General features: G+C 59.7%; 22 protein-coding genes and 2 pseudogenes. 10 read left to right on the top strand and 14 right to left on the bottom strand.

Features of this window, described 5'->3' with window-relative positions; translation table 11 throughout:
• Positions 1 to 23: 23 nt before the first annotated feature.
• Positions 24 to 128 (bottom strand): annotated as a pseudogene (locus tag OKQ63_RS26250) (IS481 family transposase); the annotation flags it as partial.
• Between the two features lie 65 nt (positions 129 to 193).
• Between OKQ63_RS26250 and OKQ63_RS14855 the strand changes: the two are divergent.
• A pseudogene (locus OKQ63_RS14855) lies at positions 194 to 646 on the top strand (IS6 family transposase); the annotation flags it as partial.
• Positions 647 to 866: 220 nt separating this feature from the next.
• Here the strand turns inward: OKQ63_RS14855 and OKQ63_RS14850 are convergent.
• The 4 genes from OKQ63_RS14850 to OKQ63_RS14835 all read right to left on the bottom strand — a co-directional run bounded on the left by OKQ63_RS14850 (position 867) and on the right by OKQ63_RS14835 (position 6,431).
• Complete coding sequence (locus OKQ63_RS14850; protein ID WP_264210831.1) at positions 867 to 3,008, bottom strand: 3-hydroxyacyl-CoA dehydrogenase NAD-binding domain-containing protein; 2,142 nt, start codon at positions 3,006 to 3,008, stop codon at positions 867 to 869.
• Between the two features lie 14 nt (positions 3,009 to 3,022).
• Positions 3,023 to 4,228, bottom strand: a complete 1,206-nt coding sequence (locus tag OKQ63_RS14845; RefSeq protein WP_264210830.1) for an acetyl-CoA C-acetyltransferase — start codon at positions 4,226 to 4,228, stop codon at positions 3,023 to 3,025.
• 38 nt (positions 4,229 to 4,266) lie between these two features.
• A complete protein-coding gene (locus tag OKQ63_RS14840) occupies positions 4,267 to 5,418 on the bottom strand; it encodes an acyl-CoA dehydrogenase family protein (RefSeq protein ID WP_264210829.1) in 1,152 nt (383 codons plus the stop codon).
• 107 nt (positions 5,419 to 5,525) lie between these two features.
• Complete coding sequence (locus OKQ63_RS14835) at positions 5,526 to 6,431, bottom strand: LysR family transcriptional regulator (protein WP_264210828.1); 906 nt, start codon at positions 6,429 to 6,431, stop codon at positions 5,526 to 5,528.
• Between the two features lie 115 nt (positions 6,432 to 6,546).
• Here OKQ63_RS14835 and OKQ63_RS14830 point away from each other — a divergent pair, with 115 nt between their 5' ends.
• The 8 genes from OKQ63_RS14830 (at position 6,547) to OKQ63_RS14795 (ending at position 14,338) form a co-directional block, all read left to right on the top strand.
• Positions 6,547 to 7,647, top strand: a complete 1,101-nt coding sequence (locus OKQ63_RS14830) for a CaiB/BaiF CoA transferase family protein (protein WP_264210827.1) — start codon at positions 6,547 to 6,549, stop codon at positions 7,645 to 7,647.
• A gap of 51 nt (positions 7,648 to 7,698) precedes the next feature.
• Positions 7,699 to 9,348 carry an AMP-binding protein gene (locus tag OKQ63_RS14825; RefSeq protein WP_264210826.1) on the top strand — a complete coding sequence of 550 codons (1,650 nt, stop codon included), beginning with the start codon at positions 7,699 to 7,701 and terminating at the stop codon, positions 9,346 to 9,348.
• Between the two features lie 474 nt (positions 9,349 to 9,822).
• A complete protein-coding gene (locus tag OKQ63_RS14820; RefSeq protein WP_264210825.1) occupies positions 9,823 to 10,809 on the top strand; it encodes an HlyD family secretion protein in 987 nt (328 codons plus the stop codon).
• A gap of 5 nt (positions 10,810 to 10,814) precedes the next feature.
• Positions 10,815 to 12,032, top strand: a complete 1,218-nt coding sequence (locus OKQ63_RS14815; RefSeq protein WP_264210824.1) for an ABC transporter permease — start codon at positions 10,815 to 10,817, stop codon at positions 12,030 to 12,032.
• Between the two features lie 3 nt (positions 12,033 to 12,035).
• Positions 12,036 to 13,178, top strand: a complete 1,143-nt coding sequence (locus OKQ63_RS14810) for an ABC transporter permease (protein ID WP_264210823.1) — start codon at positions 12,036 to 12,038, stop codon at positions 13,176 to 13,178.
• A 139-nt stretch (positions 13,179 to 13,317) separates the two neighbouring features.
• Positions 13,318 to 13,779, top strand: coding sequence for a DUF2165 family protein (locus OKQ63_RS14805; RefSeq protein ID WP_264210822.1), 462 nt, complete (start codon positions 13,318 to 13,320; stop codon positions 13,777 to 13,779).
• Between the two features lie 124 nt (positions 13,780 to 13,903).
• On the top strand, positions 13,904 to 14,179 hold the full coding sequence (locus OKQ63_RS14800; protein WP_264213931.1) for a GlcG/HbpS family heme-binding protein: 276 nt from the start codon (positions 13,904 to 13,906) through the stop codon (positions 14,177 to 14,179).
• Between the two features lie 12 nt (positions 14,180 to 14,191).
• Complete coding sequence (locus OKQ63_RS14795; protein WP_264210821.1) at positions 14,192 to 14,338, top strand: hypothetical protein; 147 nt, start codon at positions 14,192 to 14,194, stop codon at positions 14,336 to 14,338.
• Here the strand turns inward: OKQ63_RS14795 and OKQ63_RS14790 are convergent.
• A protein-coding gene (locus OKQ63_RS14790) for an IS3 family transposase (RefSeq protein ID WP_264210820.1) occupies positions 14,333 to 15,492 on the bottom strand; the annotation gives its coding sequence in 2 pieces (ribosomal slippage) (positions 14,333 to 15,234 and positions 15,234 to 15,492; 1,161 coding nt in all). The genes OKQ63_RS14795 and OKQ63_RS14790 overlap by 6 nt on opposite strands.
• A 273-nt stretch (positions 15,493 to 15,765) precedes the next feature.
• Here OKQ63_RS14790 and OKQ63_RS26140 point away from each other — a divergent pair.
• Complete coding sequence (locus tag OKQ63_RS26140) at positions 15,766 to 16,023, top strand: transposase (protein WP_350356312.1); 258 nt, start codon at positions 15,766 to 15,768, stop codon at positions 16,021 to 16,023.
• A 291-nt stretch (positions 16,024 to 16,314) separates the two neighbouring features.
• On the opposite strand, the gene OKQ63_RS14785 is transcribed toward OKQ63_RS26140, so the two are convergent.
• The 8 genes from OKQ63_RS14785 to OKQ63_RS14750 form a co-directional block, all read right to left on the bottom strand.
• Positions 16,315 to 16,608, bottom strand: coding sequence for a hypothetical protein (locus tag OKQ63_RS14785; RefSeq protein ID WP_264210819.1), 294 nt, complete (start codon positions 16,606 to 16,608; stop codon positions 16,315 to 16,317).
• 816 nt (positions 16,609 to 17,424) lie between these two features.
• Positions 17,425 to 17,712 (bottom strand): plasmid mobilization protein, encoded by a 288-nt coding sequence (locus tag OKQ63_RS14780; protein WP_264210818.1) that lies wholly within the window; start codon positions 17,710 to 17,712, stop codon positions 17,425 to 17,427.
• A 414-nt stretch (positions 17,713 to 18,126) separates the two neighbouring features.
• Positions 18,127 to 18,564, bottom strand: coding sequence for a hypothetical protein (locus tag OKQ63_RS14775; protein ID WP_264210817.1), 438 nt, complete (start codon positions 18,562 to 18,564; stop codon positions 18,127 to 18,129).
• A 298-nt stretch (positions 18,565 to 18,862) separates the two neighbouring features.
• Positions 18,863 to 20,533, bottom strand: coding sequence for a BCCT family transporter (locus tag OKQ63_RS14770; RefSeq protein ID WP_264210816.1), 1,671 nt, complete (start codon positions 20,531 to 20,533; stop codon positions 18,863 to 18,865).
• Positions 20,534 to 20,628: 95 nt separating this feature from the next.
• On the bottom strand, positions 20,629 to 21,966 hold the full coding sequence (gene dddP / locus OKQ63_RS14765; protein WP_264210815.1) for a dimethylsulfonioproprionate lyase DddP: 1,338 nt from the start codon (positions 21,964 to 21,966) through the stop codon (positions 20,629 to 20,631).
• Between the two features lie 73 nt (positions 21,967 to 22,039).
• Positions 22,040 to 23,137, bottom strand: coding sequence for an aldo/keto reductase (locus OKQ63_RS14760; protein ID WP_264210814.1), 1,098 nt, complete (start codon positions 23,135 to 23,137; stop codon positions 22,040 to 22,042).
• A 51-nt stretch (positions 23,138 to 23,188) separates the two neighbouring features.
• Positions 23,189 to 24,682: an aldehyde dehydrogenase family protein gene (locus tag OKQ63_RS14755; RefSeq protein ID WP_264210813.1), complete on the bottom strand. Its 1,494-nt coding sequence runs from the start codon at positions 24,680 to 24,682 to the stop codon at positions 23,189 to 23,191.
• Entirely contained in the window at positions 24,679 to 26,049 is a 1,371-nt protein-coding gene (locus OKQ63_RS14750) for a lyase family protein (RefSeq protein WP_264210812.1), read from the bottom strand. Before OKQ63_RS14750 ends, OKQ63_RS14755 begins: the two co-directional genes overlap by 4 nt.
• Between the last annotated feature and the right edge of the window lie 28 nt (positions 26,050 to 26,077).

The following is a 26,077-nucleotide window of genomic DNA, read 5'->3' as shown; positions in this document are numbered from 1 at the left end:
TGATCGACGCGTTCGAACCTCGCTATTCCAAGCTCAATGCTCAGTTCCGAGTTCGAAGCTTGCGATCGCTCTATTGCTGCTCTGATGGCGTGCGTAGTTGTGGTGTTGCCGCGGAGAACTTGTCCTATAGGAGTCCGTTGCATTAACCATCGAGATGTCAGAGACATCGTTGCCCGAAGCTGAGGAGTGAGCGATGTCCCGGCGCAATCCGTTCAAGCGGCACCGGTTTCTGCGCGAGGTCATCCTACTGGCGGTGCGCTGGTACTGCCGCTACCCGCTTTCGTACCGGGACGTACGGGATATGCTTGCCAAGCGGGGTGTTGCTGTTGATGCCTCGACGGTTCACCGATGGGTGCGAAAGTTTGGTCCCGAAAACCGGAAGCGGGCCCAAGCCCGGCACCGCTCCTGGCGCGGACTGCAATGGCATGTCGATGAGGCCTACCTTCGTGTGGGCGGGCGCTGGCGTTACCTTTGGAGGGCCGTGGATCAGTTCGGCCAGCTGATCGATTTCCGCCTGACGGCGCGGCGGGATGCCAAGGCAGCAAGGGCATTTCTGTGCCAAGCGCGAGACACCGTTCGGTGATATCAGCCGCTTACAATCGTCACCGACAAGGCGCACAGCTATGCAAAGGTGATCAACGAGATCGCCTTCATCGACAAACTGTTCCAGGAGGCTGCGTGATAGGGGAGCAAAGCCGACGACAAACACAGCTCTCCGTCATTAGCGCATCGGACCCGTCTCCACCCCTCGGGGTTTTGCTTTTCTTGGCCTGATCACAACGCCCAGACGGCTTGGCATCCCCGCGTTGGTGCTTCCTTGGCCACGACAGTGGCCAAGGAGATTGGAGCTGTACTCGCCGACGCTCTTATTGGAACATGCGCCCTTCCGCAGCGTATTCGCGCAGGATTGCGGGGGGCTGGAAGCGCGGGCCGTACTTCCCGGCCAGTTCCTCACAGCGCGCGATGAACTGATCCATGCCATAGGTGTTCACATACTGTATGTATCCCCCGGTGTGGACCGGCGCTCCGATACCCATGATCGACCCGATATTGCCATCGGCGGCGCTGCGCAGAACGCCCTCCTCGAGACACCGCAGGCTTTCCAGAACCGGGCGGAACAGGATGCGGTCCTGAATGTCCCGGTCCGAAATCTCGGCATCATCCTTACGCCACTTGGACAGGCCGGACCAGATCGCCTTGCCGCCGTCTGCGTAGTCGTAGAACCCCTTGCCGGTCGCGCGGCCATGGCGGTCGTGATTGTCAAGCATGTCCGCCAGCATCGCCCGCGCCTCGGGGTTTTGTTCTTCGGCGGGGTCCAGCAGGCCCATTTCGATCTGCGTGCGATAGATGTCCGTCACCAGCTTGATCTGCACCTCGTCCAGCAGCGACAGCATCCCGGTGGGCATCCCGATCAGTCTGGACAGGTTGTCCACCCGCTGGGGATCATGCCCCTCGGCAACCAGTTGCACACTTTCGATGATCTTCGTGCCGATCGTGCGCGAGGTGAAGAAACCCGTCTTGTCCCCGACGATAATCGGCGTCTTGCGGATTTGCTGGGCAAAGTCGAACGCCCGCGCCTGCGTCTCGTCCGAGGTTTCCTTGCCCGCGATGATCTCCAGCAGCGGCATCTTGTCGACTGGCGAGAAGAAGTGCAGGCCCACAAAGTTCTTCGGGTTCTGCGCTTTAGACCCCAGCCGCGTGATCGGCAGGGTCGAGGTGTTCGAGCCCCAGACCCCGTTCTCGGCCAGATACTCTTCGGTCTCGGCGATCACCTTGTCCTTGACTTCGACCTTTTCAAAGACAGCTTCGATAATCATGTCGCAGCCGCGCAAGTCTTCCATGTCGGCGCTGGCTTTGATCCGGCCCAGAACCTCGGCGGCTTTCGCCTCGTCCATGCGGCCCCGCTGGACACGTTTTGCCAGCAGTTTCTCGGTATAGGCTTTGCCGCGATCAGCAGCCTCTTGCGTCATATCCTTTAACACGACCTCAATGCCGGCCATGGCCGAGGAATAGGCGATCCCCTGTCCCATCATTCCTGCACCCAGAATGCCCAGCTTGCCCACCTTGCTGCGCGGGATGTCCTTGGGTCGGCTGGCGCCGCCATTGACCTGATTGAGACCAAAGAAGAAGGTCGAAATCATGTTCTTCGCTTCGGGCAACACAAGCAGCGCGCAGAACTGGCGGGTTTCATAGCGCAGCGCCGTGTCGAAATCCAGCTTGCCGGCTTCGACCATGACGTCCAGAATCCTGGCCGGCGCAGGCAGCAGACCGCGCGTTTTCTGGAACAGCATCGCCGAAGCGCCCGCAATCTTGGGGGCCAATTTGGGCGAGTTCGACCCGCCTCCGGGAATGCAATAGCCCTCGGTGTCCCAGGGCTGCCTTGCCGCCGTCTCGTCGCCCTGAACGGAGAGGATCCATTCGCGGGCGCGGGTCAGCAGGGCGTCAGCCTCGACAACTTCCTGCACCAGCCCCGCCTTCAGGGCTGCGGCAGGGGCCAGTTGCTTGCCTTCCAACAGGAATGGCATCGCAGCTTCCAGTCCCAGCAGCCAGGTCAGGCGCACAACGCCGCCGCCACCGGGCAACAGGCCCAGCGTGACCTCGGGCAGGCCGATCTTGGATTTCGGGTTTTCCGCGGCGATACGGTGGTTTGATGCAAGGCAAAGCTCATAGCCGCCGCCCAAAGCCGCGCCGTTGATCGCGGCGACCACCGGAACCGGCAGCTTTTCCAGACGGCGCATATCAGCCTTGATGCCCTCGACCTCGTCAAACACGTCCTGCAGCTGATCCTGCTCGATCGCCACCAGCCGCTTGAGGTCACCCCCGGCAAAGAACGTTTCTTTGCCCGAGGTCAGAATGACGCCATTCAGCCCCGCTTCGGCCTCAAGCTTGTTCACCATGTCGGCATAGAGCGGCCCGAACTCTTTGCTCATCGAGTTCACGGGACCGTCCATATTCATGGTCACGGTCACGATGCCGTCTGCGTCTTTTTCGTATGTAAATTCGCCCATGTGACTCTTCCTTCTCAAACGCGCTCGATAAGCGTGGAAATTCCCATGCCGCCGGCGACGCACAGCGACACCATTGCCCGTTTGGCATCCCGCCGCTCAAGCTCGTCCAGCACGGTGGAAACCAGCATGCCGCCGGTTGCGCCCAACGGGTGGCCCAACGCGATCGCGCCGCCGTTGACGTTTGTGATCTCGTGGTCGATGCCCAGATCCTTCATGTAGCGCAGGGCGACCGAGGCGAAGGCTTCGTTGATTTCCCAGATGTCGATGTCCTTGACGGACAGTCCCGCCTTTTCCAGGCACTTGTGCGCCGCCGGTCCCGGACCGGCCAGCATGATGACCGGGTCGGTGGCAATGACGGTTGAGGCGACGATCCGCCCGCGCGGCTCCATCCCCAGATCCTTGCCTGCCTGTTCCGAGCCGATCATGACCGCCGATGCCCCGTCAACGATCCCCGAGCTGTTGCCGGGCGTGTGGACGTGGTTGATGGCCTGTACTTCGGGGTACTTCGCCAGCGCCATGTCGTCAAAACCAAAGCCGCCCATCTGCGCGAACGAGGCCTTCAGCGACCCCAGCTTCTGCATATCGGTGCCGGGTTTGATGAAATCGTCACGTTGCTGAATGACCAGACCGGACTCATCCCGGACCGGCACGACCGAGCGGTCGAACCAGCCATTGTGCCGCGCATGCGCCGCACGGCGCTGGCTTTCCACGGCAAAGGCGTCGACATCTTCGCGGCTGTATCCGTCGATCGTGGCGATCAGATCAGCGCCGATCCCCTGCGGGGCGGACTTGTTTTCGATGACGAATTCCGGGTCAAAGAGCATTGGGCCGCCGGAGGATCCGAGCGGCACGCGGCTCATCGATTCCAGACCGCCCGCAACGACCAGGTCCTGCTGGCCCGAGCCGACCTTGGCGGCGGCGATGTTCACCGCCTCAAGCCCCGATCCGCAAAACCGGTCAAGCTGCATACCGGGCACGGCCTCGTCCCATCCGGCGGACATCGCAGCGGCCTTGGCGATGCACGAGCCCTGATCCATCAAGGGGGCGACGCATCCCAGGATGACGTCCTCGACCTTCGCGGTGTCGAGGTCATGGCGTTCCTGCAGAGCCTCCAACAGCCCTGCGGCCAATCGGACCGGTTTGACTTCGTTCAGCGTGCCGCCCGCTTTGCCTTTGGACCTCGGCGTTCTCACTGCGTCATAAATATATGCCTGAGACATCAGAGTACCTCTTTGTGTCGGAGTTTTTCTTTTGGCGATCAGAGCTTGCGCGAGATCAGTTCTTTCATTATCTCGTTGGCGCCACCGTAGATGCGATGCGCCCGAATGTCGGCAAAGGCGCGAGTGATCGGGTATTCCTGCATGTAACCATAGCCGCCATGCATTTGCAGCGCTGAGTCCGCCACTTCAAACGCCATTTCGCTGCACCAGAGTTTGGCGCCGGCGGCGTCTTCGGCCCGCAGTTTGTCGAGGGCAAGATTGGTCATGCATTGGTCAACCATGGCCTGTCCCGCTGAGATTTTGACCTTCATGTCAGCGAGCTTGAACCGCACATCCTGAAACTCGGCCAAGGGGCGTCCAAAGGCCTGGCGCTCTTTGGTGTAGCTAAGTGCCTGTTCGTAACAGAACTTGGCACCTGCTACTGCGCCGATGGCGATCATGAGCCGTTCCCAGGCAAGTTCACCAAACAGCATCATCAACCCGCCACCGACGGCCTTTTCTCCGCCAAGGACGTTTGATTTGGGAACGCGTGCGCCTGAGAAGTTCAGGATACAGGTGTCCTGAGCTTTTTGGCCCAGTTTCTTCAACGGTTTTTCCTTGGTGAACCCGTCGCGGCCGGCTTCGACAAGCACCAGTGACAGTTTCGGTGCGCCACCCACGGTCGGATCAACAACCTGTGCGGCGACGATAACAAGATCGGCCATGAAACCGTTGGTGATGAAGATCTTCTCACCATCCAGAACCAGTTCGTCACCATCCGCCACGGCCCGTGTCTTGATGCCCTGCAGGTCAGACCCCGTACCCGGTTCAGTCATAGCGATGGCGCCGATGACCTCGCCCGTGGCCATTTTCGGCAACCAGGTTTGCTTTTGCTCCGGGGTGCCGTAATTCCGGATGTAAGGGGCGACAATGTCGGAATGCAGCGCGAAACCGGGACCGCTCGCGTTCGCCCCGTAGAGTTCTTCGAGGATGATGAGGCTGAACCGGCGGTCCACGCCTGCGCCACCATATTCCTCGGGGATGGTTGGGCATAGGAAACCCTGTTCGCCAGCCTTCCGCCACGCATCCCGGCTGATATGTTGGTCAGTCTCCCATGCCGCGTGATGTGGGGTGATCTCGGTTTCGACGAACTTGCGAAACGCTTCGCGGAACATGTCGTGTTCCGGTTCAAAGAGGGTGCGGTGCAACATTGGAGTCCTCCAGTCCATTTGGCTGGAAGAGAAACATCGGGCGCACCCTTACTCAAATCGAAATGAATACCTTAATATCTAAAAAATGAATATCTCAGAAGAAGTCTTCAGGCGTCAGCATCAGGCGGGAATTTCCGAACTGCGGCAAGACAGGCGCGAACGGCCCGGCTTGGCAGCCAGCGCGACAGATGCGCAACGCCCATATTCAGGGGAGGGAAGACATCCAGATCAAGCAGCGCAAAGTTCTTCTGGAAACTGCGCGTACTGCCATAGGTGCTGCTGACAATGCCAATCAGGTCGGATTCAGCGACTGCCGTTTGGGTCACGACAAAGTTTTCGATGATGTGCAGCCCGCGACGTGGATCGACCTCGCCCTGCAACAGAAACTCGGCGAAGCGCTGCGCATAACCGACATGATAATCAGGCGAGACCACTCGGTATCGTCCGATCAGTTCCAGCGAAATCTGTGGTTCTGACAGAATGGGATGCCCTCTGCGGCAAAAGAGCCGGGGATGGAATGTGCCTAGCTCTTCGACGGAAAAGTCTGGCTCTCGTGCCAAGTCTTCAGTTGGAGCAAACAGCAGATCGAGGTCTCCGCGCTTCAACATCCGGACCCCACGCTCAACCGGCAGGCCCACCAAGTTCAGGCAAATATCCGGGCTGGTTTTCAACAAATGAGCAATGGCGCGGTTAAAAAGACCTTCCTGCGAGGCCGGAGAAATGCCAACCCGCAGAAACTGGTCGATCTGTTCCTTCTGGGATCGGGTATCCTCAACCAGCATGTCGAAATCAGCGACGATCCTTTCGGCTCGATTTAAAAACTCCCGTCCTTCAGGCGTTGCTGACACCCCACGGGCGGTGCGGTGAAAGATTACCAGACCAAGGTCCTGTTCCACGTCGGCAACGGCCTTGGTGAGCGTCGACTGGCTGACATTCAGAACCTTTGATGCGGCGGAGAGCGATCCCGCCCTGTCTATGGCAACGATCTGCCGGAGCTTGGTCGATGTGAACATCGTATTCCTAAATTAGATATTGCCACTGTAAAATAGATTGGATTTGCAGTTCGGTCTATGGCTTCCCTTCCGTTAGCAGGTGCCTTTGCAATTTGCCGGGGTTGGAACGGAGGACATGATGCAAGAGAAACCGCTAAGTGGCATTCGCATTCTGGAGTTTGCTGGCATTGGGCCAGGCCCGTTTTGCGGCATGCTTTTATCCGACCTAGGGGCAGACGTGGTGCGGATCGACCGTCCCGGCGTAACACCTCAAGGCGTTGGGCCGGTCACGGGACGTGGCCGCCGTTCGGTGGCGCTGGACTTGAAAAGCGCTGACGGTGTTGAGACGGCGCTCAAACTGATTGAAACTGCTGACGCCATGTTCGAAGGGTTTCGTCCCGGTGTGATGGAACGCATGGGCCTTGGCCCGGACGTGGCGTTGGCGCGCAACCCGGCGTTGGTATACGGGCGCATGACGGGATGGGGCCAGGAGGGCCCCCTATCGCAGGCGGCTGGGCACGACCTGAACTACATCGCGATTTCCGGTGCGTTGGGCGCGATGGGGCAACCAGAGTTTCCGCCTTCGCCTCCGCTGAATCTTGTGGGGGACTATGGCGGTGGTGCGATGTTCCTCGCCATGGGAATGCTTGCCGGGATATTGCGCGCGAAAACCACAGGTGAGGGGCAGGTGATCGACGCTGCGATGAGCGATGGCAGCGCACTTTTGATGGCCATGTTCCATGATCTCAAGGGTATGGGGCGTTGGCAGGATCAGCGCGGATCCAACTTTCTCGACGGCGCCGCGCCTTTCTATGACACCTATGAATGTGCGGACGGAAAATACATCAGCATCGGGTCAATCGAACCACAGTTTTTTGCAGTTCTGATGGAGAAAACCGGCCTGTCTGATGATCCCGTTTTTGCCACGCAGATGAACCCGGCCAGATGGCCGGACATGAAAGACAAGCTGGCACGCGTGATCAAGGGCAAGTCGCGTGACGAGTGGTGCGAAATCATGGAGGGCACTGACGTGTGTTTCGCGCCGGTTCTGTCGCTGGGAGAGGCTCCGTCGCATCCTCACAATATAGCGCGGGAGACCTTCGTGGAGTTCGATGGGCAACTGCATCCGGCACCGTCACCCAGATTTCGCAATGTACCGAACCGTCCGGATCGACCTGCACCCAAGCCGGGCGAACATACCAAAGAGGTCCTCGGCGAATGGATTTCGCCGACCTGACACCCGCTTGATGCGCGGAACCAAGAAACAAACACGTGGGGAGGACGTGATATGAATGCTACAGACCTGAAATGCCCGATTGATTTGTTGGAACACTGGGCGCGAACACGCCCTCAGAGTGTTTATCTGCGGCAGCCGGAACACGGAAAAATTCGCGAAATGACCTGGGCAACGGTCTGGGATCAGACACGTCGCATGGCTAGCGCTCTGCTCTCGATGGGGCTGGAAGCCGGTGACCGGGTCGCCATCATCGCCAAGAACAGTGCTGAATGGTTCATTGCAGATTTTGCGATCCAGGCCGCCGGGCTGGTGTCGGCGCCAGTTTATCCGACGGCATCGTCGGAAACGATCCGGTATATCCTTGAACACAGTGAATCCAAGGTGGCTTTCATCGGCAAGCTGGATGACATGACTCTGGTCAAGTCAGGATTGCCCAAGGATATCACCACAATTGCAATGACCTATCTAACCTTGCATTGCGATCACCGGTGGCAGGATCTGATCAAGTCGCATGATCCGTTGCAGCCCGTTGCGAGAGCTTCGTTGAACGATCTTTTGACAATTGTCTATACGTCCGGATCCACCGGCAAACCCAAGGGCGTTGAATTGACCTGTCGCAACATGGCCTATGGCGGCAAGGCTCCGATGGAGAAACTGGAACTGCGACCCGAGGATCGCCTGATTTCGTATCTGCCACTGGCGCATGCGTTCGAGCGGGGCGTGATTGAACATGGCAGTCTGTACCATGGAGCTTCGGTTTCGTTTGTGGACTCCCTCGATACCTTCGCCGAAGATGTGCGGAATGCATCTCCGACGGTTTTCCAGTCGGTCCCGCGTCTTTGGATGAAGTTTCATTCGGGCGTTTTGGGAAAAATGCCCCAACGCAAACTGGATCTCCTGCTGCGCCTTCCCGTTTTGGGCAATGTCGTCCGTAAGAAAATTAAGACCCAGCTTGGCCTGCAGAACGCCCGCATATGCATTTCCGGCTCGGCCCCGATTTCACCGGCCATCCTGCATTGGTTTGAAAGACTGGGGATCAACATAAGCGAAGGGTGGGGCATGACCGAGACGGGTGGGGCCTCGACCGTCAACTACCCCTATCGCTCCGACAAGGTGGGCACGATTGGCGACCCAACTCCTGGAACGGAAATCAAGATATCGGCCGAGGGCGAAATCCTTGTGCGCGGGGACGGGGTGTTTTCCTGCTATCACAAGGAACCTGCGAAAACCGAAGAGGTTTTGTCGAACGGATGGCTGCACACGGGTGACAAGGGCGAAATAGACAGTGACGGATACCTGCGGATCACCGGGCGCGTGAAGGATATCTTCAAGACAGCCAAAGGGAAATACATTGCACCGGTGCCAATCGAAAGCCTGTTGTTCGAGGACGAGCATATTGAGCAGGTCTGCGTGGTCGGCAGCGGCCTACCTCAGCCCGTTGCCCTTGCCGTCCTGTCACATGAAACCACTGATGGCGTCCCGGAGCATGAAATTCGGCAATCGTTGAGCCAATCTCTGGACAGGGTCAATGCCCAGCTTGGGAGGCACGAGCAGTTGGGCCGGATCATCGTCGTGCCTGATGAATGGACCGTGGAAAACGAGTTCTTGACACCGACGATGAAGATCAAGCGTGAATTGATTGAGGAAAAGTATGAAACTGTCGTGACTTTGCCAGCAGAGAGCGAGGTTGTATTGCTGTGAATGAAAACTGGCCTCTTTAATGACCTGCTGACACTCAAGCGGGACAACGCGGATGGCGCCGGTCACGCCGACCACCCCGCGCCGCACGAACTTTTGCCGCTCATTTGCTGAAGCCGCTCTGTGCGTAGTTTCTTGCGCAACCGTCAGGTTACCAAAAGTATACTGGTTGAACTTCGTACCAGGCATCCGCAGGTACGTGACTAATGCAGGAAACGCTGAGCGACACCATATGCTCCCGCACGAAATCATGAGCCGAAGCTTTTTATACAGTGGTCATCAGCCCTGTCTCTGCGACATGGGGCCAAGGGCGCCGCGACCTACTGCTGCAGACTGTTCAATAGGGTTGGATGAAAGTCATCGTTCTGAGTCACGTATCGCCGGACTGCCCTATCCTTGGGTCCGGGATGGCCGAGAGCCGTTTGACGATCAACTTTCCTGAAATGAGTTCAGAGCTGAAATAGCGAAGGCGAAGCAATGGCAGGTACTTCAACTAAGAAATTCACGGTCCTTATCGGCGTGTTGGCGATCGCCGGTCTCGGGGTGTGGTTCGCCACGCGCCCCGATCCGATTATTCTTCAGGGAGAGGTGTCCGCCGATCGCTACGATGTCTCTGCGCGGGTTTCGGGCCGCGTCGTGGAATTGGGTGCAGATGTCGGCGACACCGTCGGGAAGGGCGATTTGCTGGTGATGCTGGAATCTCCCGAACTCCAGGCGTCACTGCAGACTCGCAAGGCAACCGTCGAAGTTGCCAGGGCCGACTATGAGCGCATCATCACCGTGCGCGATGAGGAAGTGGCCGCGCGGCAGGCGGAGCATGAAGCCGCCGAGGCCGAGCTGGGACTGAGAGAGCACGAACTGGAACGCTTGCAGAGGCTGCGCGAATCCCCCGCCTTCTCCCAAGCTCAGCTGGATGTTGCAGTGCGCAATCGCGACTCCGCCCTGAAGCGGCGGGACGTTGTGCAAGCGACGCTGCAGCTGACGAAAGAAGGGGCGAGCGAGGCGGATCGGCAACTGGCCCGGGCGAGGGTCGAAGAGGCCGAAGCGGCCCTGCAGTCCGTGCAAGCGCAGATCAGCGAGCTTTCGGTCAAGGCACCCGTCGGCGGCCTCGTGACAACGCGCGTCGCCGAGATCGGCGAGAACTTCAGTCCGGGCGCCCCCCTGATCTCTCTCGTCGATATGAATGATCTGTGGTTCACGTTCAATGTGCGCGAAGATTTTCTCGAAGGCATCGAGATCGGCGATGTCCGCACGGTGCGGGTGCCAGCCCTGGCCGACAGGGAGGTCGTGGCGCGCGTTACCTTGATGAACGTGCTGGGGCAGTTCGCGGCATGGCGCGCCACGCGTGCGACAGGCGATTTCGACCTGCGCACATTTGAAATTCGCGGCAAGCCTGTCCAGCCGGTGGAAGGGTTGCGGCCCGGTATGAGCGCGGTCGTGAGCGTCCCGGTGACGGAACGCTAAGGCCGATGAGGAGGAAAACTGTCCGACCCGGATTCTGGCTCGTCTTCAGGCGCGAAGTCCGGTGGCTCATCCGCCGTCCGTTTCTGGTCCTGCTCGCAAGCATCATCCCGATTGCGATGTTCTTGATCCTGGCGAGCGTCTATGCGCGCGGCATCGCGACGGAACTTCCCATCGCCGTGCTCGATCAGGATGACAGCCCCGGCTCTCGCCAGATTGTGCATCTCGTCGATGCCGCGCCGGACATCCGGATCAAGACGAAAGTCGTCGATCTGGAGGAAGCGAAACGCGGGATACTTTCCGGCAGCTACCAGGGACTGCTCTTGGTTCCGGAAAACTTCACGCGCGACGCCATGGCTGGCCGCCGGCCCGAGATCACGTTTTTCTACAACACGCAGATGATGGTTGCCGGCAACCTCTCGGCGCGCGGCGTTTCGTCGGCCCTGCCTTCGATCGCGGCGCAGGTTCAGGCGGCGTCGCGCATGGCACGCGGCATGTCCGCAGATGAGGCGGCGATTGCCGTTCAGCCGGTTGCGATGGACGCCCATGGCCTGTTCAATCCCGCACTCGATTACAGCCACTTCCTGCTCGCCGCACTTGTGGTCGCGGTGTTGCAACTGACGACGTCGCTCGCGACCTGCTACAGCGTTGCGCTGGACGTCGAAACGCCCCACAGCCTGAGAATCCTGCGCCGTCTGGGCGGCGGCATCGTGCCGGCCGTCCTGGGCAAACTCTTGCCACTGACGATCGTCGCTTGCCTGGTTCACGCTGTGTGCGACATTATCATGTTCGGGTATTTCGGATTGCCCCTCGACGGTTCGGGCTGGCTCCTGGCTCTGTCGGCGCTGGTCTTTCTTCTTTCCTGTCAAATCCTGGGAGCGCTTGCCGCGCTTTTTATCGGGTCGCCACCGCCGGCGCTGTCAGTCCTGGCACTGACTGTCTCTCCCTCGTTCGGCTATCTCGGGGTCTCGTTCCCGCGCGAGGCGATGAACGCCTTCTCGATCTGGTGGGGCAACATCTTTCCGGCGACTCCTTACGTTTCATTGCGGATCGACCAGACTGTGAGAGGGGCGCCAGTGGACGTGTCGCTTGCGATCCTGCATCACCAGTTTGTCTATCTCGCGGTCGCAGTGTCGTTCCTCCTTTTCATCCTCGTCCGGATCACACGGAAAGCGGCCACTGCGGGCACGCAACCGCCGGGTCAAGCAGCGGCGCCGGAGATGTAGTCCATGACAACCTTTCTTTCTGTCGTGCGTGGCGAACTGGATAACCTCGTCAGCAACGGCCGCATCTTCGCAATCTTCTTCATCGCAATCGCAATTCTCGGACTTTATTATCCGCAACCCTACAGTTCCGAGGTCTTGCGAGAAGTCGCGGTCGCGGTGGTGGACCGGGACGACACGACCTCCTCGCGGCAGCTCACCCGCGACGTGGACGTGTCGCAGAACGCCCGTGTCGTCATGAAGCTGCCCGATGTGGCCTCGGCCGAGCGCGCCGTCTTCGAGCGCAGGGTCTCGGGCTATCTTTTCATTCCGCAGCATTTCGAACGCGAGGTGTTGAGCGGACGGCAGGCGGCGGTCGCTTTTTACGGAGACGCCAGCTATTTCCTCATCTTCTCTAAGCTGCGATCGGCCATCGGCACCGCCATTCAACGGCTCGGGACGAACGTGGTGATCGGACAGCTTGCCGTCGACGGGATGAACCCGGAGGAGGCGCTCGCGGTGGCTTCACCAATACGCATCAACATGATCCCGCTGTTCAACCCCGAGGGCGGCTATGCCAGCTATGTGGTTCCGGCCGTCTTTCTGTTGATCGTTCAGCAGCTTCTGCTGATGGGGGTGGGTCTGCTGAACACCCTGCCTTCAGAAGCCCCAAGGGTCAGTGCCCCGCCGGTCATTGCCACTGCCGGCAAGTTGCTCGCCTACATGATCCCCGGCGTGTTCCTATACCTAGTGGCCACGATCATCATCCCCTACGTCTATAACATTCCGCGCATTGGCGATGTCTGGTCGAGCCTCGCGATCGCGATCCCGTTCAGCCTAGCCGCGTCGGCGCTTGGCCTGTTCCTTGCAGCGCTTCTGCGGGATGCTTTGATCGTCCAGCTTGTTTGCAGTCTGCTCGGATTGCCGCTGTTTTTCATGGCCGGTATCGCGTGGCCGAGCGAGGCGATGCCCGAGCTCTTGCAGTGGGTGGCTAGCCTCGTCCCGTCAACCTCCGGCATCGACGCCGCCGTGCGCATCAACCAGATGGGTGCCGCGCTGTCTGATGTTACCGGGCAATTTCGGGTTCTTTGGGTCTTGGCACTGATCTACGCGCTGCTGGCGTACCTCGCGATGCGGCTGACTGATGCGCAGGCGGAGTTTCGGTCGTGACCCTCGATAGCAAGCGGCCGTGGGAGCCGTATGGTCAGCAGGGCCCTGCAATCCGGCCCCTACGCCATTTGAAGACGCCCAAATACGAAATATGGGACCGCAAGATATGATACTACGGCTTTCCAAATCCTTCCTAGTCATGGCTATCGCTTTCTTCGCATCGCTCGTCGTGTTCGGGAATGTCACCGACTACGGCTCGAATTTCGCATTCGTGCAGCACGTGTTTTCGATGGACACGATTTTCCCGGAGGCCAGTATCAAGTATCGGGCAATAGAATCTCCTTGGATGCACCACGCCGGCTATCTGTTCATTATCCTTCTCGAGGCTTTGACAGCGCTTCTCTGCTGGATCGGCGGCTTCAAACTTCTGACGAACAGAAGCGCGCCAGCGGTCGAATTCAATAAGAGCAAGGCGGTGGCGATTGCTAGACTGACGTTGGGGTTTCTCACGTGGCAAGTGGGCTTCATGTCGATGGGCGGCGAGTGGTTCGGTATGTGGATGTCTGAGACTTGGAATGGAGTACCAAGTGCCTTCCGGATTTTCATGACGATGTTGGGGGTTCTTATTTACCTCGTTCTTCCCGAGTCGGATCTGGACTGAAACCAGTGAACCGACGTCGCAGTCGATCTTGCGCGAAAACGAGGTCGCGTGTTCCAAGGGCGGGCGAGTCGTCGCCTGTCCACCTTGCGTTGATGCCAGCGCCCAGCTCGCCGGGTTCGAGCGTATGGAAGGCGCGGTTCTCGGCGCCATCGACGTGGCACAGAAAAAAGCCCGCACCGCGGCCCTGTTCCAGACCGACAGCATCGCGCTTGGCGCAGGGGCGCGCCCCTCGGGCGCGATCTACACGATCGAGAACACCAATGGCGGGCTGATCAGCTTCGGTGGTGGGGTCGGACTCCGTGACGAGGAAGGCACCTTCCTTGGCGCGGTCGGCGTGGCCGGTGCCACTGTCGAGGGCGATGAAGACATCGCGCAGGCCGTCGCCGCGGCTCTCCGGTAAGATGAGGTTATCATGTCCATCGCAGTTTTTGCCCTGGCCATCGCGGCCTTCGCGATCGGCACGACCGAGTTCGTCATCGTCGGCCTCATCCCCGAGATTGCCGGCGACTTCGCCGCGACCGTGCCTTTGACCTGCCCCCCGTTGGTCCCTCGCTCATGAGGAGAGTCTGCGGGTTTGGTTTTGGTAATCGTCGGTCTCGGGCTTGGCAAGCGCGGCAAGCGCGGAGCCCTCAAATAGCTCAAGCGCCTGCCGCGCTTGCTTTGGCGTTCTGTTCCCCAGCGAAGAGTGCGGCCTGACGTTGTTGTAATCGTAGCGCCACAGCGCCAGCTTGCGGCGGGCATCGTCCAGGGTATCGAACAGTTCTTCATTGAGAAGCTCGTCCCGCAGGCTGCCGTTGAATGACTCGATAAAGGCATTCTGCTGCGGTTTTCCGGGGTCGATGTAATGCCAATCCACGCCGTTCCTGTCGGCCCATTTCAGGATTGTCCGGCTGGTGAATTCCGTGCCGTTGTTGCTGACAATGCAAGCAGGTTTTCCGTAGAGCCGGACGAGCGCGTCCAGCTCCCGGGCAACACGCTCACCTGAAATACTGGTGTCTGCCGCCAGGCACAGGTTTTCCCGGCAGCAGTCGTCATTCACGGCCAGGATGCGAAACTTCCGCGGCGCGCCGAAGCTGTCTGCCAGGAAATCCAGGGACCAGCGCTGGTTGGGCTGGGTGGCTTCGGGCATCGGCGTTCTCGAGCCCCGGGCGCGTTTGCGCCTCCGCCGCCGTTTCACTGCAAGGCCCTCCTCCCGGTAGAGGCGGTAAAGCTTTTTGTGGTTCATGATCATGCCTTTTCGCTCAAGCAGCACGCCGATCCGCCGGTAGCCGAACCGGCGGCGTTTGCCAGCGATCTCCTTCATCTCCTGGCGGATCTCAGGATGGTCCGGCGGGCGTTCGCGCCGGACCGTCTTGGGGTCGACGCCGACAAGCCGGCAGGCCCTGCGCTGCGAGATGTCATGATCCCGCATTGCATTGAGCGCTGCCTCTCGCCGCTCTTTCGGTGTCGTCAGCTTTTTCCCAGCAGGTCTTTCAAAACCACGTTGTCGAGCATCGTGTCTGCCAGCAGCCGCTTCAGCTTGGCATTCTCATCTTCCAGCGCCTTCAGCCGCGCGGCCTCCGATACCTCCATGCCGCCATACTTGGACTTCAGCTTGTAAAAGGTTGCCGGGCTCAGGCCGTGCCGGCGGCACACCTCCGCTGTCGGCATCCCGGCTTCCTGCTCTTTGATCATCCCGATGATTTGCGCCTCGGTGAAACGGCTCTTACGCATTCGTCTGCTCCTACATAGGTTGGGCAGACTCTACTTCATGGTGAGGGATTTTGCGGGGGGCAGGTCACAGTCACTCGGCGGCAGGCGCAGAATTCGACATTGGTCTCGCTCCTGCCGTCCGCTGCATATGGCACCAATGTCGGCTCCCTGTGCCAAGCAGATGTATTTGGCAACCCATGCTGCAGCCGCGGCGAACGACAGCTTGCGTCCGGCGCAGTGTGAGTTCACCGGCTCCAGCACCTCGCAGTCGCAGCGAACGGCAGAAACGGCGGGCTGCGCTGCAGCACAAAACCTCGGCTGGTTGCGTCAAACGGCCGACTTTGCAAATGGTGCTTCCTGCGCTTCGCTGCCAACGGTGCAGGAGGCAGTATTAGCCAGGACCGCCGCCTGGCGGCTTGGTTCAAGCACCTCACCTCGGTCATCGGCGTAGGCGAAACGGCGGCGGCGCATTTTTCTGCAGAGCTGTTCTTACCCGAACGGTTCAACAGACCGGAGGAAGTCACATCCTATCTCGGTCGGGCTGCAGCCTAAAAGCAGCTTCCAATCCTCCGGATGGGCCCAATCACTCGAGCGACGGGCCGCTGTACTCCTCCGGGACAGGGATCTTAAGGGAAGGCGCAATCAAGGGGGCAAAGGACAAGCAGAATTGCTCAGCCTCACCTCCTGGGCCGCGCACGAGAGCCCTGCGGGGTCCGGCGGCGGCAAAGCTGCCATCGCCGAACATGATGCGAAGAGGGAGTTCCCCGTCTTGGCGGGCAATCTGCCAAGAACCGCGACCTGCGCCGATGCAGGCGATGACATGCCGCAAGAGGATGCCAAATGTCACTCCAGGGGCAGGTTCAGGATGGTCAGCACGCTGTCGAGCTTTCGTTCGAGGGCGGCCATCTGCTGCTGGTTGGCTTCCTGCTGCTGACGGCCAAGGCGCAGGTCCTCGGAGACCTGTAGAAGCGCTGACAGAAGCCCTTGCGCCAGAGTCTTGGAGTCCCGCTCGGGCGTTTCCAGAAGCGCGAGTAGCGGGTGCAACACTCTGATGTGTTCCTCGTTTCGGATCAATTGGTCGAGAAGCACCTGATGGTCCTCGGGCAGGTGAAGCGTTTTCGGTACGGATGTGGTCATGTATGAACTCCGTGAATTCGGGTCTGTATTGGTTAAGGGCATTGAAAAAACTAGCGGCTTCCAGAAACCTTCGTGCTTCGTCCAATTTGCGGGCGAATTCGAGGCGGCTGCGCAGGTGCCGTGGTTCCCAAGCCGGACCGAGATTTCCGCCTAGCACGCTGCCTGCACCATTCACCCAGAGATCGCTTTTGGTCCTGTGCGTGTTTAGGGTCCGGGTGCGCCGAAACTCACCGGGGGCAAGACCCATGGCGGCGTCTAGCTCGGGGAGGGACCGTGGCTGCTGGTGCCGGAACACTGAGCCGAGGTCGGTATGTAACTGGCGGCGGAGGTCGGTGGTCAGGTTGCGCTGCGGCACTGGCGGGGTCAGGTCGGGGATTTTCGGATCGAAATATACAGGCCTTTCGAGGCCCAGATGTCGCGCCAGCATCCCATGCACCCGGTCGGTGTTTCTTCGGGATACCCGGGGCCTCACCACCCACCCTGAAAAGGTCCTGGATACGATGGCCGAATGGACATGGTCGCAACTTTTGCCGGGGTGGCGCGCGGCCAGCCATGGGGTTGCGAATTCCGGGAAACCTGTTTCGCGCAGCGCCGTCAGGAAAATCCGGGTCCATTGGCCGCTGCTTGCGCGCAAGCCTTCGGGCAAGGACAGCGTCATATGAATGATGTCATGACCCGCCGCGAGATGTTCGAGATACTGACTAAGCCGACGCCGGGGCAGAACCGGGATCGTGCCGCCAATAATTTCCGCGCCATCGTCGAAAATGTAAGCGACGGCGGCTTGGGCGGTTTTGTGGAAGGTCACGTATGGGCGCATCAGCGTGCCGCCCCGCGCATGGCCAAAGCCTCGGCCAGCTGGCAGACCGCTTCGGCGAGACGGCCGATCCGGGAGGCGGGCACACGGCCGTGCAGGGCGTTGACCGCCAGACCGAGTTTTCCGATCTCCTCTGCAAGGGCCGCATCACCACCGCCTGCCTCCAGCGCTGCATGGCGCAGATAACCTGCTTTTGTTGCAAAGCCGCTCTGCCTGGCAATCTGTTCCAGCTGCTGATTCTCAGTCTCGCTCAAGCGGAACTTGACCATGTGGGTCCTGCGTTCGGTCATGACCTGTCCTTCTGTTCCTGGGGCAAGCCTTTCCCGTTCGCGCAAACGCGTGTTCAGGCCCAGTCCTGCTGATCTCCGATATCTGGACAAATATAGGCCAGGAAGGCGAAAATCGGGATGGCCGGAGACAACGGGAATGTGGAAAACCCCATTCAAATGTTTCTGCGCCGTGCTCCTTACCGATGCGGCCAGCTGGCATTCAGCGCGGAGAAATAGGGCCCTGATGCTTAGGTCCTAACGCACGGGAGAAATCCTGAGCTCGATAATACGCCTGACGCAACCGGGACAATTATGCGCTTCCGCATCTGGTCACGGCACACCCTCGAAACCGGCTGCGGCCCGAAGTTTGCATCCCAGGCAACCCGGAGCTGGCTCGAGAAGGTCGGTGTGACCCCAATTCGGATCTTTCCGGGATCACCCTAGGAGAACGAATACAGCGAACGTTTCAATGGAACGCTTCGCCGTGAGATGCCCAATGCCGAACGGTTGAAGACCACAAAACAGGCGCAGATCGTCATTGATTGATGCGTCAGGCAATACAACCACACACGTCCGCGTCAAGCGCTCAACATGTGCCCGCCGGTGGCGCAGCGGCATCGTCCAAGGGGTCGGGAATACCAGGGCTGACTGGTTGCTGAAATGACCGAGCTGGTCCGGCAAGATGGCAGCTTCCGATATCGGGGGGGGCGCCGTGCCGCTGCGAGATCCAGTCTGGCAGGTCAGTTTCAGTTGGATCGAGCGGCTGTGGCGGCGGCGCTTCTTGCCGGGATCACCGATCAGAACTTCGTGGCGGTGTTTGGAAATGTCGATGGCGACCAGTAAGGTCGGCGCAGTAGAATAGGTGGCGGTCATACCCGGCCTCCTCCGCGGTGTGGTTTACAAAAAACCACTGTTGAGACCTGAGACCCGGTTTTGGCTACCCGCTGCGCGATTTGAGGGCTGCGCGCGTGGCCATAGCCTCTCAGCGGCTAATCTTCCCGACGTGCTATGGGCCGGAGTTCGTTGCCAATGCGCGCGGACCTGGTGTGCGGCTGTCGGGGCAAAAATCCGCCTTCATCGAGCAGAGAACCTGACAAAGCCCTCCCCAGATTGATTGCTGAAAGAGCGCCCGCAACAGGTCATGCGGGCGCTCTGGGAGTATTGTGTGCCGTTACTCAGCCGGTAACGGATCCTCATCATCCACTGTCGATGCGACTCCTGCCGCGTTCCGGCGGCTATCGTTGATGATCGCCTTGATCAGTGCAAAGCCCATCAGTACCATCGCAAAGCTGAACGGCAACGCGGCGATGACCATCGCGGTTTGAATGGCTTTCAGGCCACCGACAACGAGCAGGGCGCCAACGACCAATGCCAGCGCTATACCCCAAAAGATGATATGGGGGCGCGCCTTTGGACCATCGTCACCGGCCGCGTTGATCGTGTTGATGATCAACACAGCCGAGTCCGCGGATGTCACCAGATAGGTCAGCAGCAATACGACGACGATAACCGAGAAAACCCAGGTCAGCCCGTCGCTGAGCAGGACCGCAAGTGTGGCATAGAGCTGATCGGAAATCCCAACGCCCAGGATCGCGTTTTCGGCCGCGCCGCTCAGTTCCAGATCAATGGCCGTTCCACCGATAAAGGCAAACCAGATAAAGCACATGATCGACGGAATGATCATCGCGCCAAGAATGAATTCACGCACTGTTCTACCGCGTGAAATCCGGGCCAGGAACAGGCCGACAAACGGCGTCACGGCAATCCACCAGGCCCAATAGAACACTGTCCAGCCGCCTTGCCATCCGGCCAGAGCCGCACCCTTCTCGGTGCCATCATCAGACCACACGGTGAAACTGATTTCCGGCAGCGCGAGCAGGTAGTCCCAGATGCCGACGAAAAACACTTCGAGAGCGAACATCGTGGATCCGAAGATCAGGAAGAACGCCAACAGGAAAAAGCTCAGCCCCATATTCAGGTTCGACAGCCATTTGATTCCGCGACCGACACCGGACAGGGCCGACAGCGTAGATGCGCCGACAATGACCAAAAGGGCGAATAGGATCGCGGCGAAAGAGGCTTTCTGGCCGCCGTTTCCGTCGGCCACCAGCAGCCAGTCACCGACGCCAACGCGTGCCAGGCCGGCCACGAATTGTTCCACACCAAACCCAAGCGTCTGCGCAATGCCCAAAACAATGGCGACCACCGACACGATGTCGACCAAATGCCCCAGCGGCCCCGAAAGCGACTTGCCGAACAGCGGGATCAATGCAGTGCGCACCGTCAGCGGCAGATTGCGGCGGTAGGAAAAATAGGCAAAGGCCAGCCCGGCAATTGCATATGCGCCCCAGGCCGACAGCCCCCAATGCGCGAAGGACCAGATATAGGCCGAGCGTACGGCTTCTGCCGAGGTGCCGGCAACTTCGCCCATGATCACGTTGGGGTTGTTCTGGAAATGGTAAATCGGTTCAGCGGTCGCAAAAGTCAGCATCCCGATCCCGATCCCCGCGCTGAACATCATGGAAAACCATGAGAAATTCGAAAATTCCGGCTTTTCACCGTCTAGTCCCAACCGCAAGCGACCGGAGACCGGCAGGAGCGCCAGCACCAGGCAAAGGATGAGGAAGAAGGCTACTGCATAGATGTACCAGTAGTTAAACACTCCGAGAATGAGCGTGTTGAGGGATCCCAGCGCTGATGAAGCGCTCTCGGGAAAGGCTACGGCCCATACGATCAGCGCCGTGACGAGCAGCTTGGCGCCAACGGCCACGTTTTTCGAAAACCCGGCGTAAAAGCCGCTCTCCGAAACTGGAATGTCCAATTCTCCTAAAGGTGGTTTCATACTTTCCTCCCTGGTTTGTGAAAACTGTTCCGCCAGCAGACTGTGTTTGGGGTTTGCTGGCGGGATTTGCGCATTGCAAATTCTGACTGGGTTGCTCAGCCCATCAGGCGCGCGTCGAGCGGATAGGTTGAGATCGTCTCGAACCCGCTGCCGGTCACCACGCCCTGATCCTCCAGCTTGACCATGTGGTCCCCGCCGACCTCGCCCACCAGCGCCTCGACACACAGCGTCAGGCCGGGCTCGAGAACGGCGTCGAAGGCACCTTCCACCAGACGGTCGGGATAGGCGATCAGAGGCCACTCATCGCACATCCCCACCCCGTGCATCGGCGAGGAGTATTTGAGCGCCTGATACTTGTCCTGCAGCACATGCAATGAGCGGGTCAGGTCCTCCATGTGGAGGCCAGGCTGCAGGAGCGCCGTGTTGTAGCGGATGTGTTCGACGGCCTCGGCATAGCTCTCGCGCATATGGGCCGGCGCCAGGTCGTCGCCGATCCACCATGTGCGGCTGAGGTCAGCGCAGATGCCGTAAGGTCCGATCAGATCAGTATCGAATGCGAGGATCTCATTCTCGGAGATGACCCGAGGCCCGCATTCCTGGAACCAGGGGTTTGTGCGCGGCCCCGAGGTGAGCAGCCGTGTTTCGATCCATTCGCCGCCACGTTTGATGTTTTCGGCATGCAGCACGGCCCAGACGTCGTCTTCGGTCACCCCGCCGTTCGGAATCTCCGTGCGCGCGAAGTCTTCCATTGCGGCCATGGCGCGTTCGCAGGAATGGATGGCGCAGCGCATGGCGCGCAACTCGTGCTCGGTCTTGATTCCCCGCGTGCGTTCGGTGACTTCCTCGCCGTCGCGATACTCCAACCCCGCGCGGCGGATCGCGTCCAATCCGGCAGGCTGGATCTTGTCGATGCCGATCTGAGTATGGCCCGGTGCGTGGGTGGCAAGCAGGTCCGCCACCTCGGCGGCGAAGGCGTCGGCCGCCGGGCCGATCCGGTCGCCGCGTGCGAAATAGAACATGTCCGCGCCGGACCGGCTCTCGCGGACAAGCGGATTATACTCGGCCAGGAACGGCGCGTTCTTGTAGTCCCAGATAACCATGTAACCGTCGGCGCAGAGCAGGCAGGCCCGGAACGGGTTGTGGGTGTTCCACAATTGCATGTTCGTCGTGTCGGTTGCGTAGCGGATGTTCAAAGGGTCGAACATCAGAAGGCCGCCATAGCCGCGCGCGACGATGGCGTCGGTCAGGCGCTTATGGCGGGCTTTGCGCATCTCGGCCAGGTCAGGCAGTTCCAGACCCGCCTCGCGCCATTCGGCATGGGCGAGCGCGGTTGGTCCGATCTCGACCCGGTTGCCGTCATTTTCCGTCCCGTCGCCAAGGCGTGCGCCCTGGCTTGGGTCGATCTTCCGGTGATCCCTGTAATGCGTGTTCATTCTGTGCATCCCTTTCAGAAGCTTGGAGACATGCGAAAACATGCCCGCGTGCTTGAGGCACGCGGGCAGTGGATCAAGCCACGTTTGCCGCCTGATCCGAGTATTGGCCGATGGCCGTACTCGGGATGCTCAGGTCGTGGTTTTCCGGTGTCTGGCCGGCATATTTGCCGATGGCTGCACGCGGGGTGCGCGGGGTGCGCTTTTCTGCTGTGTAGTCGTTGATCAGGTCACAGGGCGTGTAGTTGCGTTCGATCTCGTGCAAATCCTCTGCATCGAGTTCTGTCTCAAGCGCCGCAAAGGCAGTGTCGAGTTGGGCAACACTGTCCGCACCGACCAGCATCGACGAAATCTCTGGCTTGCGCAGAACCCAGGCCTGCGCCACCTGCGAGGAAGTGATGCCTTTGGCCTCGGCCACACGCTGCACGGAACAGGCGATGTCATAGGACGCCTGGTCATTGTACATCTGCGCGGTAAAGAAGTCGGTCTTGTTGCGGGTCGAGTTGGGATCATTGGCCAGGGTGCCCCGCGCCAGCGGGCTGAAGGACGACACACCAATCCCCTGATCCATGCAGTAGGGGATCATTTCGCGCTCTTCTTCACGGTAGGCGCAATTCAGCTGAAGCTGCATGTTGACCGGCTTGGTCCAGCCATTTTTTTCGCAGACATTCAGGATCTTGGCGAATTGCCATGTGTACATGGTCGACACGCCGATGTAACGCGCCTTACCGCTGCGTACGACGTCGTTCAGGGCTTCCATGGTTTCTTCGACCGGGGTTTCGGTGTCGAAGTAATGCAGCATGTAGATATCGATGTAGTCCATCTTCAAACGCTGCAGTGAGCCATTGATGGCATCGAGGATATGCTTGCGCGACGTTCCGTAAGAGTTCACGTCCTGACCGATCTGGTAGCCCAGTTTGGTTGTCAGGATCAGCTCATCCCGGCGCGCCAGGCGGCGCAGGATATTGCCCACCACAGCTTCGCCTTCGCCCGCCGAGTAAAAGTCCGCCAGATCGACAAAGTTGATCCCGTTGTCCAGTGCGTGGCCGATCAGCGGCTCGCTTTCGGCTTCGTCAAAGATCCACGGCTTCCAATCCTTGGAACCCATGTTCATTGTTCCAAGGCACAGCCGAGAGACGCGCAGGCCCGAATTGCCAAGGCGTGTGTATTTCATTCTACAGTCTTTCCTAGTGAATGAATTGATGGTGGAGAGGTTGGAGAAGGATCACCCGTAGGCGATCCAGACCCCTTTGGTTTTGGTGTAGGAACTCAGCGAATGGATGGCCATTTCCTTGCCCCAGCCGCTTTCCTTGAATCCGCCGAACGGGCTGGACAGGCCGTAACAGCCATAGCGGTTCACAAAGATCATGCCCGCATCCAAGCGATCCGCCATTTGGTGCGCCACGTTGATGTTGGCGGTATAGACCCCGGCGGCCAGGCCATAGGTGGTGTCATTTGCCAGGGTCAGCGCCTCTTCGGCGGTATCAAAAGGCGTACAGGACAGAACCGGCCCGAAGATTTCCTCCTGAGCAATGCGTGCGGAACCTGGCACATTCGCAAAAATTGTCGGGCGGATGAACAGGCCGTTGGCGTTGTCACCTTGCTGATCCGCATGACCGCCAGCGACCAGTTCGGCTTCACCTTTGCCGATTTCGATGTAATCCATGATGCGCTTGAACTGTGCCGCGTTGCATTGCGGGCCCTGTTGCGCATCTGCGGACAGCGGATCGCCGCAGCGCACCGCCTCGGCCTTCTCGATCAGGCGGCTCATGACATAGTCATAGCTGCCTTTCTGGATCAGGAAGCGGGTCGGCTCGGAGCATTTCTCGCCCTTGTGCGAGAACATGACGGTAAAGGCGCGGTCGATCGCTGCGTCCAGATCCGGCGTGTCGTCGAAGATGATGCAAGGCGATTTGCCGCCCAGTTCCAGGGTCACTGCCTTAAGGTTAGACTGACCCGAGTTCTGCACGATCTGACGGCCCACATTGGTGCTGCCGGTAAAGGACACCTTGTGGACGTCGCGGCTGACCGTCAGGTGGTTGGCCACCGGCCCGTCACAAACCAGCAGGTTCAAGAGCCCGGCGGGCAGGTCAAGCTCTCGGTCGATCAGTTCGAACAGAAATTGCGTGGCCAGCGGCGTGTATTCGGAGGGTTTCATCACCACCGTGTTGCCCATGGCCAGCGCAGGCGCGATTTTCAGGCTGGCCTGATAGAGCGGAAAGTTCCACGGTGCGATCAGGGCGCAGACGCCCACGGGTTCCTTGTTGGTGAAGTTCAGAAACCCGTCTTCAACCGGCGAGACCTCACCGTAGAACTTGTCGGTCCAGCCGGCGTAGTATTCGAAGATCTCGGCGCAGGTCGGGATGTCGTCCACCATGGCCTCGGACAGCAGCTTGCCGTTCGGCAGGCTTTCCAGAATAGCCAGCTTTTGCGTGTTCTCGCGGATCAGCCGGGCGATGGTATTGAGCACATCGGCGCGTTGTTTGCGGGTGGTCTTGCGGCTCCAGACATCGCTTTGATGGCAGCGGTGGGCGGCAGCTGCGGCGGCATCCGCCTGACCCGCATCGGCCAGCGCGATGGTGCTGAGGGTTTCGCCTGTGGCGGGGTTCTTCACATCCCAAGCCTGACCTGCACCGGCCACCCACTGGCCGTTGATATACTGCTTCTTTTCTGCCTTTAGCCAGGTTTTGGCCCAGCTCAGATCTGCTTCGAGTGTCATTGTACTTCCTCTATTCCGGAAAGAGCTGCGCGAACGATGGACACATCGCCCGCGGCCTGTTTCGCTACGGCCGAGGCACGGCTGTAGCCATATTTGCGTTTGACCTGCATGAGGCTCGGGCCCAGCCCTTGCGCATTTTCGGTGTTGCGCTGGGAGTTCAATTCCAGCCCCTGTACACAGTTGCGGCGCAGCGAGGACACCCCGCTCTGCAACAGGGCAATCATGTCAAGCAGGGCGATCACGACCAGCATCTGCCACGGGTTGTAATCCAGTTCCCCGTGATCCTGGGTCATGCGCACCGTCGCCGCACGGCCACAGGCCATCATGGCGCATTGCATAGTGAATTCGGGGACCGTCGGATTGATCTTGCCCGGAATGGCCGATGAGCCGGGCTGCTTTACCGGCAGGCGGATTTCGCCAAAGCCTGCATTGGGCCCTGACGCCATCAGCCGCAGATCCCCGCCAAACCGGATAAGCGTCCGGGCGATCTGTTCCAGCGAGGACACCAGGTTTTGCAGCGGATCATGAGCTTGCGACGCGGCAAACAGATTGTCGGTGCGGCGCAGATCATGGGCCAGGCCTGCCTGTTCCAGAACCGTATTCAACTGATGGATGACCTGATTGAAGAAATCCGGGTCACAATCATCAGACCGCCCGATGATATTGCCGCCCAGGTTCACGGCTGCCAGATCGCTGGCGTCTGCGCCGGCGCGCGCCGTCAGCTTGCGCAGATTATGCGCAACCCCGCCGAAATAGTCCCCGGCGCGAATATCCACCGCATCCTGCAGGCAGGTGCGTGCCAGTTTGGGCTGGTCTCCCATCCGGGCCGCGCTCTGACCGAGGTCATCCACCAGCCCCAGCAGCTCGGTTTCCAGCCCCGCCCAGGCGGCACGGGCCGCGATGTGGCAGGCGGTTGACAGGCAGTCGCTGGTGGAATGATTGAGGTTAAGGTGATCATTCGGATGCAGCGGTGCGTTGCTGCCAAAAGACGTGCCAAATCGCTGATGGTTGGCGAGATTGGCCAGCACTTCGTTGACGTTCATGTTGATGCCGATTCCGCCACCCCCATGAAATGAATGTATGGGGAAATCCGTCTCCAGAGGCTGTGTCAACAAATGGTCTATGGCCGCGCTGATCGCTTCTCCCACGTCCTCCGGCATGGCTCCGATGGACACGTTGGTCTGCGCAGCCGCGCGTTTGACATGCAGCATCGCCTCGATCAACTGCGGATAAGCAGATAACTTTTGCGCGCCAAATAAGGGGAAAAGTTCTGCGGAGCGCTGTGTTTGAGCGCCATAGCGGGCATTCGCAGGCACAGATACCGAGCCAAGGGTATCATGCTCCGTCCTGAAGTGATCCACGGACACCACGCCTCCCTCGTGTCGAGCTGTCGTG

The sequence above is a fragment of the Leisingera thetidis genome (genome assembly GCF_025857195.1).
GTDB lineage: Bacteria > Pseudomonadota > Alphaproteobacteria > Rhodobacterales > Rhodobacteraceae > Leisingera > Leisingera thetidis.
The sequence above is the reverse complement of the archived record's forward strand: the minus strand, read 5'-3'. Positions and strand labels throughout refer to the sequence as shown.